Source organism: Phyllobacterium sp. 1468, from assembly GCF_031455525.1.
Taxonomy (GTDB): domain Bacteria; phylum Pseudomonadota; class Alphaproteobacteria; order Rhizobiales; family Rhizobiaceae; genus Phyllobacterium.
Map to the genome: position 1 here is coordinate 355586 of NZ_JAVDSX010000004.1, position 14523 is coordinate 370108.

General features: G+C 57.4%; 12 protein-coding genes. 5 read left to right on the forward strand and 7 right to left on the reverse strand.

Annotated features, from left to right (window positions below; translation table 11 throughout):
- Positions 1-65: 65 nt before the first annotated feature.
- Positions 66-1265: a hypothetical protein gene (locus J2X72_RS13780; protein WP_310072740.1), complete on the reverse strand. Its 1200-nt coding sequence runs from the start codon at positions 1263-1265 to the stop codon at positions 66-68.
- Positions 1266-1458: 193 nt separating this feature from the next.
- On the opposite strand from J2X72_RS13780, the gene parC reads away from it, so the two are divergent.
- The 4 genes from parC (at position 1459) to J2X72_RS13800 (ending at position 8945) form a co-directional block, all read left to right on the forward strand.
- On the forward strand, positions 1459-3738 hold the full coding sequence (gene parC, locus J2X72_RS13785) for a DNA topoisomerase IV subunit A (protein WP_310072742.1): 2280 nt from the start codon (positions 1459-1461) through the stop codon (positions 3736-3738).
- 103 nt (positions 3739-3841) lie between these two features.
- The gene (locus J2X72_RS13790) at positions 3842-4564 is read left to right on the forward strand and encodes a TetR/AcrR family transcriptional regulator (RefSeq protein ID WP_310072744.1); all 723 of its coding nucleotides are present in this window, start codon (positions 3842-3844) and stop codon (positions 4562-4564) included.
- Positions 4565-4590: 26 nt separating this feature from the next.
- Complete coding sequence (locus J2X72_RS13795; protein ID WP_310072746.1) at positions 4591-5799, forward strand: efflux RND transporter periplasmic adaptor subunit; 1209 nt, start codon at positions 4591-4593, stop codon at positions 5797-5799.
- Entirely contained in the window at positions 5796-8945 is a 3150-nt protein-coding gene (locus J2X72_RS13800; RefSeq protein WP_310072748.1) for an efflux RND transporter permease subunit, read from the forward strand. The genes J2X72_RS13795 and J2X72_RS13800 overlap by 4 nt, the downstream gene beginning before the upstream one ends.
- Positions 8946-8966: 21 nt before the next feature.
- Here J2X72_RS13800 and J2X72_RS13805 read toward each other — a convergent pair whose 3' ends face one another.
- From J2X72_RS13805 to hemB, 6 genes are all read right to left on the reverse strand, one after another.
- Complete coding sequence (locus tag J2X72_RS13805; RefSeq protein ID WP_310072749.1) at positions 8967-9869, reverse strand: DMT family transporter; 903 nt, start codon at positions 9867-9869, stop codon at positions 8967-8969.
- 89 nt (positions 9870-9958) lie between these two features.
- A complete protein-coding gene (locus J2X72_RS13810) occupies positions 9959-10390 on the reverse strand; it encodes a hypothetical protein (protein WP_210002233.1) in 432 nt (143 codons plus the stop codon).
- The gene (locus J2X72_RS13815; RefSeq protein ID WP_112551303.1) at positions 10391-11137 is read right to left on the reverse strand and encodes an arginyltransferase; all 747 of its coding nucleotides are present in this window, start codon (positions 11135-11137) and stop codon (positions 10391-10393) included.
- Positions 11138-11251: 114 nt separating this feature from the next.
- Complete coding sequence (locus tag J2X72_RS13820; RefSeq protein ID WP_310072752.1) at positions 11252-11671, reverse strand: hypothetical protein; 420 nt, start codon at positions 11669-11671, stop codon at positions 11252-11254.
- Between the two features lie 50 nt (positions 11672-11721).
- Positions 11722-12192, reverse strand: coding sequence for an RDD family protein (locus J2X72_RS13825; RefSeq protein ID WP_310072754.1), 471 nt, complete (start codon positions 12190-12192; stop codon positions 11722-11724).
- A 78-nt stretch (positions 12193-12270) separates the two neighbouring features.
- Positions 12271-13308 (reverse strand): porphobilinogen synthase, encoded by a 1038-nt coding sequence (gene hemB / locus J2X72_RS13830; protein WP_310072756.1) that lies wholly within the window; start codon positions 13306-13308, stop codon positions 12271-12273.
- Positions 13309-13459: 151 nt separating this feature from the next.
- On the opposite strand from hemB, the gene J2X72_RS13835 reads away from it, so the two are divergent.
- Positions 13460-14515, forward strand: a complete 1056-nt coding sequence (locus J2X72_RS13835; protein ID WP_310072759.1) for an enoyl-CoA hydratase/isomerase family protein — start codon at positions 13460-13462, stop codon at positions 14513-14515.
- Positions 14516-14523 lie beyond the last annotated feature (8 nt).

The window sequence follows — 14523 nt, forward strand, 5'->3', positions numbered from 1 at the left end:
TCTAACGGACTCCAACTAAACAAAAAGCCTGGCATTGCTGCCAGGCTTTTTACGGATCAGCTTGATCACTGGTTGGCGTTCACCGTGACGCCGAGGGTCTTGATCAGCGATTTCGGATCGGCCATGCCGCCGGCAGCGATAATGGCAAAGGGCACCGGCTTTGCGGGAGCTGCCTTGACCTCGATATTTTTCGGATCATCGAGATAGGCATTGACGGCAGCCGCAAGCGATTGGGCGAATTCCGCATTGCCGAGTTGCGCCGCCGCCATTGGCAAGATCATCTTGGCCTGACCGACGAGATCGCTGCGCTTGGCATTTTGCTGTTTGGCGAGATAATCCAGCGCCTTGTTGGTGAGTGAAGCATCATCGAAACGGATGGACGCACCGGTAAAGCTCAGCTGCTGCATCAGCCCGAGCATGGCCATGCTTTTGGCGTTGTCATCCTTGCCCTCCATGTTCTTGGTGGCTTCCTGCATGCCCTTGATGAAATCGAGCGTATAGCCCGAAATGTCGATCTTGATGCCGAGCGTCCCAGCATCGTCCGCGACAAAGTCCATTTTTTCCATATTCAGACGGCCGTCGGACATATTCCATGTCCCTGCGGCGTCGATCTTTCCAGAAATGGTCTCGTATCCCAGCGCTTTTAGCGCCTCTTTGGTCTTTGGGTCTTGCACATCAGAAAGGTCGGCCTTGAAGCGCGCGACGCTGCTCGTGAAAGTAACGGGTGACGTCTCGGTAAGCGGTGTGATCGTTGTAATCAAATCATCGGCAGCGAAAATATCCTTGCCCTTGGCATTGACGGCAACGTGCTTGATCTCGGCTTTCTCGTATTGAAAAACCTTGGCCAATGGTTCCGTCGCCCCCTCGGGTGGAAGGGTGATGCCCTGGAGGTTGATGCCCTGGACGCTTATTTTGCTGTCTGGCTCGGCTGGCGGTGTGTAATTGATATCCGGCATAGCCAACGTACCAATTTTGAATCCGCCGCCCGATAGGTCGGCGACGTCGCTGAGCGTAATATCGCCGACTTTGAAGGTCTCCTTCATGCCCGCGGTCGACAGTTTCGTGTCCTGAAGAATGACTGTCGAGTCATGCGTTTCCACATGGCTGTACTCCATCGTACCGCCCTGTTCGCCATAAATGGCCTTTAAGCGGGCGGCAACCGCTTCGCCATCGACCGCATAGGCCGAACCCGCAAATAAAACGGAGAGAGCCGAGGCGGCTGCAAGAACGCGCAGACCCGACTTCATAGGATGGATTGGAGGCATATTTTGATCCCTGTTGTTTTCAACCATAACGCATCAGGAGCGGTAAGACTGTGATGCAATTTGGGCGCTACAAAGTCAGATTTGAGGTGTGGACGCAAGCTCTCTGCAATTGAACGTGCGATGATCGCCACCAGCCTGTGATCTAGGCGAATCATCACTTGCCCGGGATTCAGTGAGTTGATAGTCCATTGACATGGGAAAAAGCCTGATTCCGCCAGACAATGGCGATGATAATGTGGAACCGGTCGATCTGAAGGCGGCGCTGGAAGAACGCTATCTTGCCTATGCACTATCGACGATCATGCATCGCGCTCTGCCGGATGTCCGCGACGGGTTGAAGCCGGTTCACCGCCGCATCATGCATGCCATGCGCCTGTTGCGTCTCTCGCCCGATCAGTCCTATGCGAAATGCGCGCGTATTGTCGGCGAGGTCATGGGTAAATTCCACCCGCATGGCGACCAGTCGATCTATGACGCGCTGGTGAGGCTGTCGCAGGATTTTGCCGTGCGTTATCCCGTTGTCGACGGGCAGGGCAACTTCGGCAATATCGATGGCGATAATCCAGCAGCCATGCGTTACACCGAAGCGCGGATGACCGATGTCGCCATGCTGCTGCTCGAAGGCATTACCGAGGACGCAGTTGATTTCCGCCCTACTTATAACGAGGAAGACGAGGAACCGATCGTTCTTCCCGGCGCATTTCCCAATCTGCTCGCCAATGGCTCCTCGGGCATTGCAGTCGGCATGGCCACCTCGATCCCACCGCACAATGTGTCGGAGCTCTGTGCGGCTGCGCTGCACCTGATCAAGCATCCGGATGCGACGGTCGAAGACCTGATGTCCCAGGCCGAGGACGAGGACCCGCCAAAGACCAAAGTTCGCGGTCCGGATTTCCCGACCGGCGGCATTATGGTCGAGACACCGGAGGCTATTCTCGATGCCTACAAAACCGGGCGTGGCGGGTTTCGCTTGCGTGCACGCTGGCAGGTCGAAGATCAGGGGCGCGGCACCTGGAATATCGTCGTCACCGAAATTCCGTATCAGGTGCAGAAATCACGACTCATCGAAAAGATCGCCGAGCTGCTGATTGCGAAGAAGCTGCCGCTGCTGGACGACGTGCGCGACGAGTCCACGGAAGACGTGCGGCTCGTGCTGGAGCCCAAGAGCCGCAGCGTCAATCCTGAAATCCTCATGGAATCCCTGTTCAAGCTGACCGAGCTTGAAACGCGCTTTCCATTGAACATGAATGTGCTTTCGAACGGCAAGGTACCGAACGTTCTGTCGCTGCGCGATGTGCTGAAGCAATGGCTGGAACACCGGAAGGACGTCCTCATAAGGCGGTCCCGCCATCGTCTCGGCGAGATCGAGCGCAGGCTCGAAATCCTTGGCGGCATGCTGATCGCCTACCTCAATATCGATGAGGTCATTCGCATCATTCGCGAGGAAGACGAGCCGAAGCAGGAAATGATCCGCCGCTTCGAACTCACCGACAACCAGGCTGAAGCCATCCTCAACATGCGTTTGCGTTCTTTGCGCAAGCTTGAGGAATTCGAGATCCGCAAGGAATTCGACGGCCTGACAGGCGAGAAGAAGCAGATCGAGGAATTGCTGGGGTCCGATGCCAAGCAATGGCAGACGATTTCCTGGCAGATCGCCGAGATGCAGAAAAAGTACGGCCCGGACACGCCGCTTGGCAAGCGCCGGACCACTTTCGCCGATGCACCGCAGCATGATTTGACGGACATGCACCACGCCATGATCGAGAAGGAGCCGGTAACGGTCGTCGTCTCCGAAAAAGGCTGGTTGCGCGCCATGAAGGGGCACCTGGCGGACTTTTCGACGCTGACCTTCAAGGAAGGCGACAAGCTCAAGCTCGCCTTCCACGCCGAGACCACGGACCGCATCCTCGTCCTGACGACCGGGGGCAAGTTCTATACGATCGGCGCGAACAGCCTGCCGGGCGGACGAGGTCACGGTGAGCCGATCCGGATCATCGTGGACATGGAGAACGACCAGGATATCGTAACGGCCTTCGTGCACAATCCGGAGCGAAAGCTGCTCCTTTCGTCTCATATGGGCAATGGCTTCCTTGTGCCCGAGGCCGAGGTGATCGCCAATACACGCAAGGGCAGGCAGGTGATGAACGTCAAAACGCCCGACGAAGCTCGCCATTGCATCCCGATCAGCGGCGACAGCGTTGCGATCGTCGGCGAAAACCGCAAGATGCTGGTGTTTCCCCTTACCCAAATTCCGGAACTTGCTCGCGGCAAGGGTGTTCGTCTGCAACGCTATAAGGATGGCGGCGTCGCCGATATCCGCGTTTTCACGATGGAGCAGGGGTTGACGTGGCAGGATGCATCCGGCCGCAGCTTCACTCGCGGAAAGCTCGAATTGCTCGAATGGGCCGGGCCGCGCGCGACGGCGGGGCGCATGGTGCCAAAGGGTTTCCCGCGTTCCGGCAGGTTTTCCTGACAACCAGTTCGATTTGTAGGAAACGAGAATGATCATTCTCGTATTGATCTTCCCTTGAGCGTCGTGTAAATGAGAGAGAACGTTCTCTCTTTTTTGGTGCTTTATGGTTGATCAGGCCCTGCCCAAGCAGGCTGCAAATATCTCGGCCGATGCCGCGGACGACGAACCTCGTTGTTTCGTCGCCAAGCTCTTCGGCAAGCGCGCGCGCAATCGCGAGGCGCAGGAAGAACGCATTCTCACCGCCGCGATGAATTGTTTTATACGTTCCGGTTTTCGTGGCGCGTCCATGAATGAGATTTGCTCGGAAGCCGGCATGAGCCCGGGAGCGCTCTACCGTTATTTTCCTTCGAAAGAAGCGATCATCGAGAAGATTGCCGCGACTCATCGTCACCAAAGTGCGGAAATTCTCGCACGGATGTCGCAGTCAAAGAATATCATTGATGCCATCACGAATGTTGGCCTCGATCACGTGCGCAAGATGTCGATGAATGATCAGGGGCCGGGGCCTCGCGATTCCAGCGCCCGTCTTTTTGTCGAGGTGCGCGCCGAATCCATGCGTAACGAAAGCGTTGCCGGCATCTGTGACCTGCACGAAGGCCTGATGCGCGAAGAGCTGCTCGCAGCATTTTCCGCCGCCAAGGAACGCGGCGAGATCGATCCTGTCACCGATCTCGAGCTCGCGGTGGCGTCACTGGCTGCCATGGGCGAGGGGATCATCATGCGTAATTTTCCTGCGCAAGGCGTACCGCTTGAGGCGCTGGAACCGGTGTTCCGCGCGCTCGCCGTCGGCTTGCTGCGGCCCACAAATCCTCTGGCGAACAAATGAATATTGCTCTCACCCCGGGTCTTCCAATGAGCCACAACAGCAAAAAAGTCCTGATTTCCTTGGCTCTCGCCCTGGGCCTCTCAGCGTCCGTGACGACCAGCGGATTTGCCGACGAGAAAACGGCGGCAGCTATCCACGAGGCCAAGCCGCCGGTCATCAATGTCATCCCTGCAGGCATCAATGAAATGGTCGCAACGCTCACCGTCACCGGTACGATCGTGCCTCGCCAGGAGGTGGCAGTAGGCACCGATGTCGCCGGTTTGCTTGTTCTGGAGCTGAATGCCGATCAGGGTGACGTGGTGAAAGAGGGCGATATCCTCGCGCGCCTCGATAAATCGTCGCTCGAAATCCAGTTGGCTCAGATCGAAGCGCAGCGCGCCCAGGCCGATGCTTCCATTGCCCAATCCGAGGCGCAGATCGTCGACGCGGAGATTGCCGTCCGCCAGGCGCAGGAAGCTCTCGAGCGGGCGCGTGCCCTGTCGATGAAGGGCATCAACTCCAAAATGGAACTGGACAACGCCACCAACGCGTATGACAGCGCCAACGCCCGTCTCAATACGGCCCGGCAGGCCCTGGCCGCCACCAAGTCGCAATTGCAGCTCGTTGCTGCGCAAAAGCGCGATGTCCTGCTGCGACTGGAGAAGGCCGATGTGAGGGCGCCGGCAAGCGGCGTGGTGTTGAGTCGCAACGCTCTTCTCGGTGGGATTGTCTCTTTCAATGCCGGCCCGCTGTTCCGCATAGCCCGTGATCGCGATTTCGAGCTGGCGGCCAATATTCCTGAAGTCGATCTGCCGCGCTTGAAAGAAAATATGCCGGTCTCCGTCCGCGTATCCGGCTTGGACGATCCGGTTGCCGGCCGTGTCCGCCTCATATCGCCGGAGATCACCGCAAGCTCGCGTCTGGGTTCGGTCAAAATCGCGCTGGACAGGAATGCATCGATCCGGCCCGGCAACTTTGCCCGGGCAGTCATCGAGCTGACCCGCCGCGAAGGCGTCAGCGTTCCGCTCTCCGCCGTGGTTTACCATGGGCCGTCAGCGCTCGTGCAGGTGGTCAAGGATGGTGTCATCGAAAGCCGCAAGGTTGAGCTTGGCATTCGCAATGATCGAGCTGTCGAGGTCCTGCAGGGCCTTGGGGAGGGCGAAGATGTCGTGGCGCGTGCCGGTACGTTCGTTGCCAATGGCGATCGCGTCACACCTGTCCGGGTAAGCGGCGAGGCGACGGGGGCCATCAAATGAACTGGAACATTTCCGCTTGGTCTATCCGCAATCCCGTCCCGTCGATCCTGCTTTTTGTCGTGCTGGTGGTGCTGGGCTTGATGGCCTTTGCCAAGTTGCCCATCACACGCTTTCCCAATATCGATGTGCCTTTGATTTCGGTCTCCGTCACCGATCCAGGCGTGGCGCCGACGGAACTTGAAACGCAGATCGCCAAGCGGGTCGAGGATTCGGTGGCGAATATCACTGGCGTGAAGAATGTCACGACCAATTTGACCGAAGGCAATTCCACGACGCTCGTGGAGTTCCGGCTCGAGGTCGATACGCAAAAGGCATTGAACGACGTCAAGGATGCAGTTTCGCGTATCCGCGATGACCTTCCCGCGACGATCAAGGAGCCGATAATCAATTCTGTCGACGTGGAGGGTTCTGCGATCCTGACTTACGGCGTTTCGGCGCCGACAATGACTTCGGAAGAGCTTTCCTGGTTCGTCGATGACAAGATCCTCCGCGATATCCAGGGCTTGAAAGGCGTCGGACGTGTCGAGCGGTATGGCGGCGTCACGCGTGAAATCCGCGTCGCGCTGGATCCCGATCGATTGACCGCACTTGGCGTGACGGCTGCCGATGTGAATCGTGCGCTGAAGTCGATGAATGCCGATCTGACCGGCGGACGCGGCGATCTCGGTACCACCCAGCAGACGATCCGCACGCTCGGCGCATCGCGCACCCTTGATGATTTACGGGCAGTGGAAATCCCGATTGCTGGGGGACGGTCCGTGCGGCTCGATCAGCTCGGAACGATCACCGACGCCTATGAGGAGCCAAAGTCCTTTGCGCGCGTGAACAACCAGACCGTCGTATCGCTCGGCGTATTCCGCGCCAAGGGCGCGAGTGACGCCGATGTCTATTCGCTGGTGCAGGCCCGAATGGACCAGCTGCAGCAGAAATATCCCGACGCGCGCTTCAGCATCATCGATAACTCGGTGAACTACACCTATGGCAATTATGAATCCGCCATGAGTTCATTGGTGGAAGGCGCATTGTTGTCGATCGTCGTGGTCTTCCTGTTCCTGCGCAATGTCCGCGCTACTTTGATTGCGGCCATTGCCTTGCCGTTGTCGGCAATCCCGACCTTCTGGGCCATCGACATGCTCGGATTTTCGCTCAATCTGATCAGCTTGCTTGGTATCACGCTGGTGACGGGTATCCTGGTCGACGATGCCATCGTCGAGATCGAGAATATCGTCCGGCACATGCGATCCGGCAAATCGCCATACCGTGCGTCGCTCGAAGCCGCCGATGAAATCGGTCTCGCGGTTATCGCCATTTCGGTGACCATTATCGCTGTCTTCGCACCGGTCAGCTTCATGAGCGGCATCGCCGGGCAGTACTTCAAGCAGTTCGGTCTGACGGTAGCCGTCGCAGTGTTCTTTTCACTGCTCGTCGCCCGTCTGATAACACCGATGATGACGGCCTATCTTCTGCGCGATGGCAAGAGCCTGCATCATGGCGAGCAGGAGACTGGCTGGATCAAGGCCTATACCCGTTTCCTCACCGTCACTCTGCGCTATCGATGGCTGACGCTGCTCAGTGGCGTGGCCATTTTCGCCATCGCGATCTGGGCCATGGGCTTTCTACCAGCTGGTTTCGTGCCGCCGCAGGACGAAGCGCGCGTCGCCGTCAGCCTCGAGCTGCCGCCAGGAGCACCGATCGATGAGACCCGCCGGGTCACCGACGAAGCGGCATCGCTGGTCCGCGAAATTCCCGAGGTCCAGCAAACCTATATAACCGGCGGCGCCTCGCCAACGGGCTCTCTCGACACCCGCCGCGCAACGATGATCGTCAAGCTCAGTCATAAGAGCGAGCGTGAACGTACGCAAAAGCAGGTCGAGGTGGATATTTTCAACAAACTGTCGCAAGTACCTGATTTGCGGGCGAATTTCGTCAATGACCGCGGAGAGCGCGAATTCGCTGTCGGCGTCATCGGCAGCAACGGCGACAAGGTCAATGAACAAGCACGCTCACTGCAGAGCGCCATGACTGCGACTGGCAACTTTCAGGCAGTATCTTCGACGGCGGCGCTTGATCGACCGGAAATCATCGTAACGCCCCGCATGGACAAGCTGGCGGAGCTGGGCATCTCCACAACAGCGCTGTCGGACGCGTTGCGCGTTGCGACGCAAGGTGATCTCGATCCCAATCTTGCCAAATACACTGTCGGCGACCGGCAGATACCGATCCGCGTTCAATTGACCGAAGAATCCCGCCGCGATCTATCGATTCTCAGTACGCTGACCGTCACCACACCATCGGGAGTCGTGGTGCCGCTGGAATCCATTGCCCAGATCAGTTTCGGGCAAGGGCCGTCCTCGATCGAGCGCTTCAATCGCGAACGGCGTATCGTTGTCGGCGCCAACATGGCCGGCGGCAAGGAGATCGGCGAGGGGCTCTCTATCGTCAAGAACCTGCCGGAGGCGAAATCCATGCCGGAGGGCGTGCGTATCCAGGAAACCGGCGACGCCGAAGTCATGGGCGAGGTCTTCGCCGGGTTCCGCGATGCCATGATCATGGGCCTGATGCTGGTGTTCGTCGTTCTTATCCTGCTGTTCGGCAGTATTTTCCACGCCTTCACCATTTTGATGTCATTGCCGTTGTCGATCGCCGGTGTCGCCGTCGCGCTGCTATTGACAAACAATTCGGTCTCCATGGCGGTCGTCATCGGTATTCTAATGCTGATGGGCATCGTCACCAAAAACGCTATCATGCTTGTCGATTTCGCCGTCGAAGAGGTGAAACATGGCATACCGCGCAATGAAGCGATCATCGACGCGGGCCGCAAGCGTATTCGCCCGATTGTCATGACCACGATTGCCATGTCGGCCGGCATGCTGCCCGCAGCCATGGCTTTCGGTGACGGCGGTGAGTTCCGTGCGCCGATGGCGATTGCGGTGATTGGCGGCCTGTTGATCTCGACCGTCCTGTCACTGGTGTTCGTGCCGTCTTTCTACACGATCATGGACGATGTCAGCCGTTGGACAGCGCGTGTATTCCATTGGTCGTTCCGTCCGAACAAGCCCGATGAGCCGGGGATCATCGTGAGGCCCGGCATTCACACCGTTCCTCTGCTGCCTTCGAAGCCTGCTGCTATTGAAGCGGCAGAGTAAGCTTGCTCCAGGGTTCTGTCTCTAGATCGGATGGCGGACCAAGCCTGCTATCCGTGACCTCTTGCGCGCATGATACATCTGCCAAAGCGAATGACTCACGAGCGATGTAATGATTATGATCCCGCCCGCAAGGGTCGGATCGCTGGGCCGTTCTGCAAAGACCAGCCAGACCCAGATCGGCGTCAACACGGTTTCCAGCAAATAAAACATGGCAACCTCAGGTCCAGAAAGGAACCGTGGACCAGCAGCGAGGCAGAGAAAGGCGAGGGTCGTCACGACCGCGCCGTTGAAAATGATCCAGCCGGGTACTGCCACGGTGTAACCGTTCTGCGAGACCATAAAGGCAGCGACGATCATCGGCAACATGGTGCCGATAATCGCGGCAAATCCCATATCCTTGCCCGAAGAGCGGCTGACCGTGATCGCTGTGGAAAGAATGAAGGTGGACAGCAGAGCCACCAGATCGCCGAAAACATGACCGGAGGATAGCCCCTCGCGCACAATGATTCCGACGCCGATGAGCATGAAAAACATGGCGATGAACGTAACCGTCTTCGGTCGTTCCTTCAGGAATACCCAGGACAGCAACGCTGAAAACACGGTGTTGAACGCCAGGATGAAGACAAGATTAGCCGTCTTCGTATTATAGACCGCGATCATGAAGCAGATCGAAGCGAGGCCATAGAGACCTGCGACCAAAAACCCGACGCGGCCGGGAACGATCGTACGCGCGCGCCCTGTCGCAAGACTCCATACCGCCCAGATGACAAAGGCGCTGATGAATGTCGTACCGCTGCGCAAAAGCAGCGTCGACCAGGTCTCGCCTTCACCGAGCCTTAGCAGGGGAATATCTGCGGACAGGATCAATCCGCCGAGGCCAGTGATAAGGAGACCTTTGCGGTGATCGAGATGAAGTTGAGACATGCGGCGGCGTTTCCCGTATTTTTGTTATGCCGCGTGGTCTAGCTGGAAGGACAATCTTCGTCCAGAGGCGCAAGAACGTAAAACAAAGTTCAGCGATACAAGACGTGTTCAAACGGCCAGGATGTTTTGAGCCAGCTGGAAACCGTCTCGTACAGCGGCGTGTCGAGATAAGCGCGGTCGGCGGTGACCCATGACCTCACAACCGTTATCGCCGGATCTTGCTTGGAGGGATAGATATAGACGCAGCCAATCACTTGCGACCCTTCGAGCACCGTATAGGTAAATCCGGTGCGGTTGGTAAAATCGCGAGCGTGCTCTTCGAGATCGCCAAGATTGGCTTCGAGGCTCATGCCTTGCAGTGGCGGCCAGTCGCTGAAACCCGGCGTTGCAAGGATGTGGGGAATGCTCGAGGACCACGCCTGGTGATCCGACAGATTGTGCTGCGGCCCAAGGGGCTCAAGCCGGAAGTCTTGCCCGTCAAGTCCTGCGGGGGGCACAAAATTCGCTGGTACAAAGCTCATCTAATCCTGGCGTTCCCAGCCTTTTGTGCCGAGATGTTCCTGCGGCTTGTAGCGGATTTTATATTGCATCTTGCGCGAACCCTCGACCCAATAGCCGAGATAGACATGCGGCAAACCGGCGGCTGCGGCGCGCTGTATATGATCGAGGATCATGAATGTGCCGAGCGAACGGCTTGCATGTTCCGGGTTGAAGAAGGAATAGACCATAGACAGCCCATCTCCCATCACGTCCGTCAAGGCGACGGCGATGAGTTCACCTTCGCCCTTCTTGGTAATGAAGGAGTCGGGTCCGCGCCGCCTGTATTCGATGATTTGCGTTGGCACATGCGTATCCTCGACCATCATCGCATAGTCGAGCACCGTCATTTCTGACATGCCGCCCTTGTTGTGGCGCGCGTCGAGATAATGCCGGAACAGCGAATATTGCTCGGTAGAAGGCTCGGCGTGGTGGATATTCCCGATCAAATCGCGGTTGCGGTTCCAGACCCGGCGCATGGACTTGTCCTGCTTGAACTCGCCCGCTAGGATTCGTACCGATACGCAGGCTCTGCAGTTCTCGCAGGCCGGGCGATACGCGATATTCTGCGAGCGACGAAAGCCGCCCTGTGTCAGCAGTTCATTGAGTTCTGCGGCGCGACCGCCGACGAGATGCGTGAAGACCTTGCGCTCAAGCTGACCCTCCAGGTAAGGACAGGGCGAAGGCGCTGTCAGGAAGAACTGCGGTGATTGCTGCGGCTGATGGGTCATCCAAGGTCCTGAGACGGTCTTAACACCTATAGAATCCTATGACCGCCTGAAACGTCAATTCAATTATATTGTATTCAGATGTGTATGTCTTGGACGAGTTAGGTTCGCTGGCTGTTATCTGACCGAACCTCCGCCGCAGCGCGCGCCATTCCATGAATGGCTGGGTGCATCATACTTGCCATTGACGGAGCTGCCCCAGCTTCCGTTGAAACCGTCAAAATCACTGGAGAAGTCGAGGTAGAGAAGCCCGGTACCATATTTGTCAGTCCAGACCAGTGCGCGGGACGTGCCGCTGCCGATGTCCTTTTCTACCAGGTTGCCTTCGACGCGACCATCCGGCTCATCGAGTTCATAGGTGCCGGAAAGATGGCCATCCCTGGCGACATTCAGGGTCGTCTCCACATCACGATAGTCACCACTAGAGATCATCTCGCCGCAAAACCGTCCTGCAGGTGACGCTGCCATGCTGGTCGTGGTGCCAAGGCCATAGAGTGCAAGCGCCGCAGTAGCGAACGCCAAGAAGCGTAAGTTCATGATATTACCAAGCCAAATGAAGAAGGGCTCCAGATCAGGAGCCCTTGAAATTAGTTATAAGCGCGAACGACAACCGTGCCGAGCAAAAGGTCGTGGACAGTGCGTTTGCGATCGAGAAACAGTGTTGCCAGCAGAATGAGCGGCGTCAGGACCACGTTCAGGCACCAGAACAGGACGGTATGAACGACCGCGAGCAAGCCGTCGACCTTCTGCCCATCCAGACGTTCAAGCTTCAATCCCATCATCTGCATGCCTTTCGTCGCCTGGCGTGGTCCGCCAAGAGTTGTTGCGACGTAGGCAAGGGCGACAACAGGAAACATGATGCCATACAATATCCAGCCGAGACCCAGAGTCGCCACACCAATGATGGCGATGAGGATCGCGACGGGAATGCACAGGAAGAAAACAATCACATAGTCGATCAGGAACGCGAAGATGCGGCTCGTGCGCACGCCCTGATACAACCGCCAATCATCAAGGCGGTTGGTGACAATTTCGCCATCAAGGGTCTTCGTGTTCATTTCATTTCCTGTTCACAAGACGGACACATCGCCGTTGCGTTGCAATTGGGAATTCGAGAACAAAATATCAAGAAGATTTCAATAACCGGCTTGCAAACGTTCCGCCACGGTCGGTGCAAAATAGGTCAGGATGCCATCGCAGCCGGCCCGCTTGAAGGCCAGGAGCGTTTCCATCATGACCCGCTCCTCGTCGATCCAGCCATTGGCGCCAGCAGCCTTGATCATCGTATATTCACCGGAAACCTGATAGGCGAAGGTCGGCACGGCGAAGGTGTCTTTTAGCCGGCGGATAATATCGAGATAGGGCAGGCCAGGCTTCACCATCAGCGAATCCGCGCCCTCGGCCAGATCTTGCTCGGCCTCGCGTACCGCCTCATCGCTGTTTGCCGGGTCGATATAGTAGGTCTTCTTGTCGCCCTTCAAACGGCCCGACGTTCCGATCGCCTCGCGGTAAGGGCCATAGAAGGCCGAGGCGAATTTCGTGGCATAGGCCATGATCGCCACGTCCTGAAAGCCGTTCTGGTCCAAGGCATCGCGGATAGCGCCAATACGCCCGTCCATCATGTCCGACGGCGCGATGATATCGGCACCCGCTGCTGCCTGCAGCACGGCGCCTTGGGTGATTTGCTCGACGGTCTCGTCATTGACGATGATGCCATCGCGCAGGATGCCGTCATGGCCGTGGCTCGTGAAAGGATCGAGCGCGACGTCGGTGATCATGCCGATTTCCGGCACGGCGCTCTTGATCGCCCGCGTCGCACGGTTGATGAGATTATCGGGATCGAGAATGCCGGAACCTGCATCATCGCGCAGGTCCGCATCGATATTGGCAAACGTGGCGATGGCGGGGATGCCGAGCTTGGCTGCACGCTCTGCCTCGCGCACCGCCATATCGACGGAGAAACGCTGGACACCGGGCATGGCGTTTATGTCCTCGCGCCGGTTCGTACCTTCGCACAGGAAAATCGGCCAGATCAGATCATCGACGGTCAGCTGGTTCTCCTGAACCAGACGCCGCGACCAATCGGCCTTGCGCATGCGTCGCAAGCGGCGGCCTTGCGTGATTTCGTCGACCGTTCTTGCCGCACGTGTTTGAAAGGTTGGATGTTTGTTCATGATTGCTCAGCCGGACGTTGGCATTTCCTCGTTGTTTGGAATTGTTTTAACAGGGAACGTCCTGTTGACCAAGATGCCCGCCATAGATGTGATCCATTGACGCGGTGTGCCAGAGTTTCCTAACCTCTGTTACGAAGGTTCGGAGGGGAGCATGGAGATCGATTTCGGCGGCGAGGGGGAAGTCGTATTCGAGCGCCGAGGCAAGGCTGGCCTCATTCGCCTGACGCGGCCGAAGGCCTTGAACGCCCTGACGCGGAACATGGTCAATGCGATGCATCGTGCACTTGTCGCGTGGTCGTCCGATCAAGATGTCCATTGTGTCCTTGTCGAGGGTGAGGGACGGGCCTTTTGTGCCGGCGGCGATATTCTCGCGGTCTATCACGCCGGCCGGTCCGGTCGGCCCTTCTATGAGTTCTTTGCTGACGAATACCGCCTCAACGCCTATATCAGGCACTTTCCGAAGCCTTATATCTCGCTGATCGATGGTATCTGCATGGGTGGCGGCGTTGGAATTTCGGTCCATGGCTCGTATCGCGTTGTTACAGAAAATATCGTGTTCGCAATGCCGGAAGTCGGCATCGGCTTCTTCCCGGACGTCGGAGGAAGTGCCTTTCTTCCGCATCTTCCCGATCATTTCGGCACTTATCTTGCGCTGACGGGTAACCGTATCCGTCAGGGCGATTGCCTTCAAAGTGGGATTGCCACCCACGCCATCAAGGCGGAAAACAAGGAGAAGCTGCGGCGTAGTCTGATCAGAACAGGCAATCCCGAAACGGCACTGCGCGGCAAAACCATCAACCCCGACTACGAAACGCCCGAAAAAACCCGCGACATGATCGGCGTGCTGTTCGATTCGAAAACACTGGGCGGTTGCGTGATCCGCCTGGCCGCCGCTGGCGTAAATGGCAGCGACGAAGCGCAAAAGCTTCTCGATCTCATCAAGACCCGTTCGCCGACGAGCCTGCATGTGACGTTCCGGCAGATCGAAGACGGCCGCGATCTCGACATGGATCAATGCATGCAGATGGAGTACCGCATTCTATCTCGCATGCTCGAGAACCATGATTTTTATGAGGGTGTTCGTGCGCTTCTTGTGGATAGGGACAATATGCCTGTGTGGAGCCCGGACAAAATTGACGATATAACGCCCGAAATGGTCGATACCTATTTTGCATCACTGGGCGAGCGCGAACTGCAACTGACATGAAAAGACAT

Bases quoted from the DNA above. Each gene is read 5' to 3' on its own strand.
- J2X72_RS13800 (WP_310072748.1), top strand. From the start codon at position 5,796: ATGAACTGGAACATTTCCGCTTGGTCTATCCGCAATCCCGTCCCGTCG.
- J2X72_RS13815 (WP_112551303.1), bottom strand. From the start codon at position 11,137: ATGACCCATCAGCCGCAGCAATCACCGCAGTTCTTCCTGACAGCGCCT.
- J2X72_RS13835 (WP_310072759.1), top strand. From the start codon at position 13,460: ATGGAGATCGATTTCGGCGGCGAGGGGGAAGTCGTATTCGAGCGCCGA.
- J2X72_RS13795 (WP_310072746.1), top strand. From the start codon at position 4,591: ATGAGCCACAACAGCAAAAAAGTCCTGATTTCCTTGGCTCTCGCCCTG.
- J2X72_RS13780 (WP_310072740.1), bottom strand. From the start codon at position 1,265: ATGCCTCCAATCCATCCTATGAAGTCGGGTCTGCGCGTTCTTGCAGCC.
- J2X72_RS13790 (WP_310072744.1), top strand. From the start codon at position 3,842: ATGGTTGATCAGGCCCTGCCCAAGCAGGCTGCAAATATCTCGGCCGAT.
- J2X72_RS13820 (WP_310072752.1), bottom strand. From the start codon at position 11,671: ATGAACTTACGCTTCTTGGCGTTCGCTACTGCGGCGCTTGCACTCTAT.
- hemB (WP_310072756.1), bottom strand. From the start codon at position 13,308: ATGAACAAACATCCAACCTTTCAAACACGTGCGGCAAGAACGGTCGAC.
- J2X72_RS13825 (WP_310072754.1), bottom strand. From the start codon at position 12,192: ATGAACACGAAGACCCTTGATGGCGAAATTGTCACCAACCGCCTTGAT.
- J2X72_RS13805 (WP_310072749.1), bottom strand. From the start codon at position 9,869: ATGTCTCAACTTCATCTCGATCACCGCAAAGGTCTCCTTATCACTGGC.
- J2X72_RS13810 (WP_210002233.1), bottom strand. From the start codon at position 10,390: ATGAGCTTTGTACCAGCGAATTTTGTGCCCCCCGCAGGACTTGACGGG.
- parC (WP_310072742.1), top strand. From the start codon at position 1,459: ATGGGAAAAAGCCTGATTCCGCCAGACAATGGCGATGATAATGTGGAA.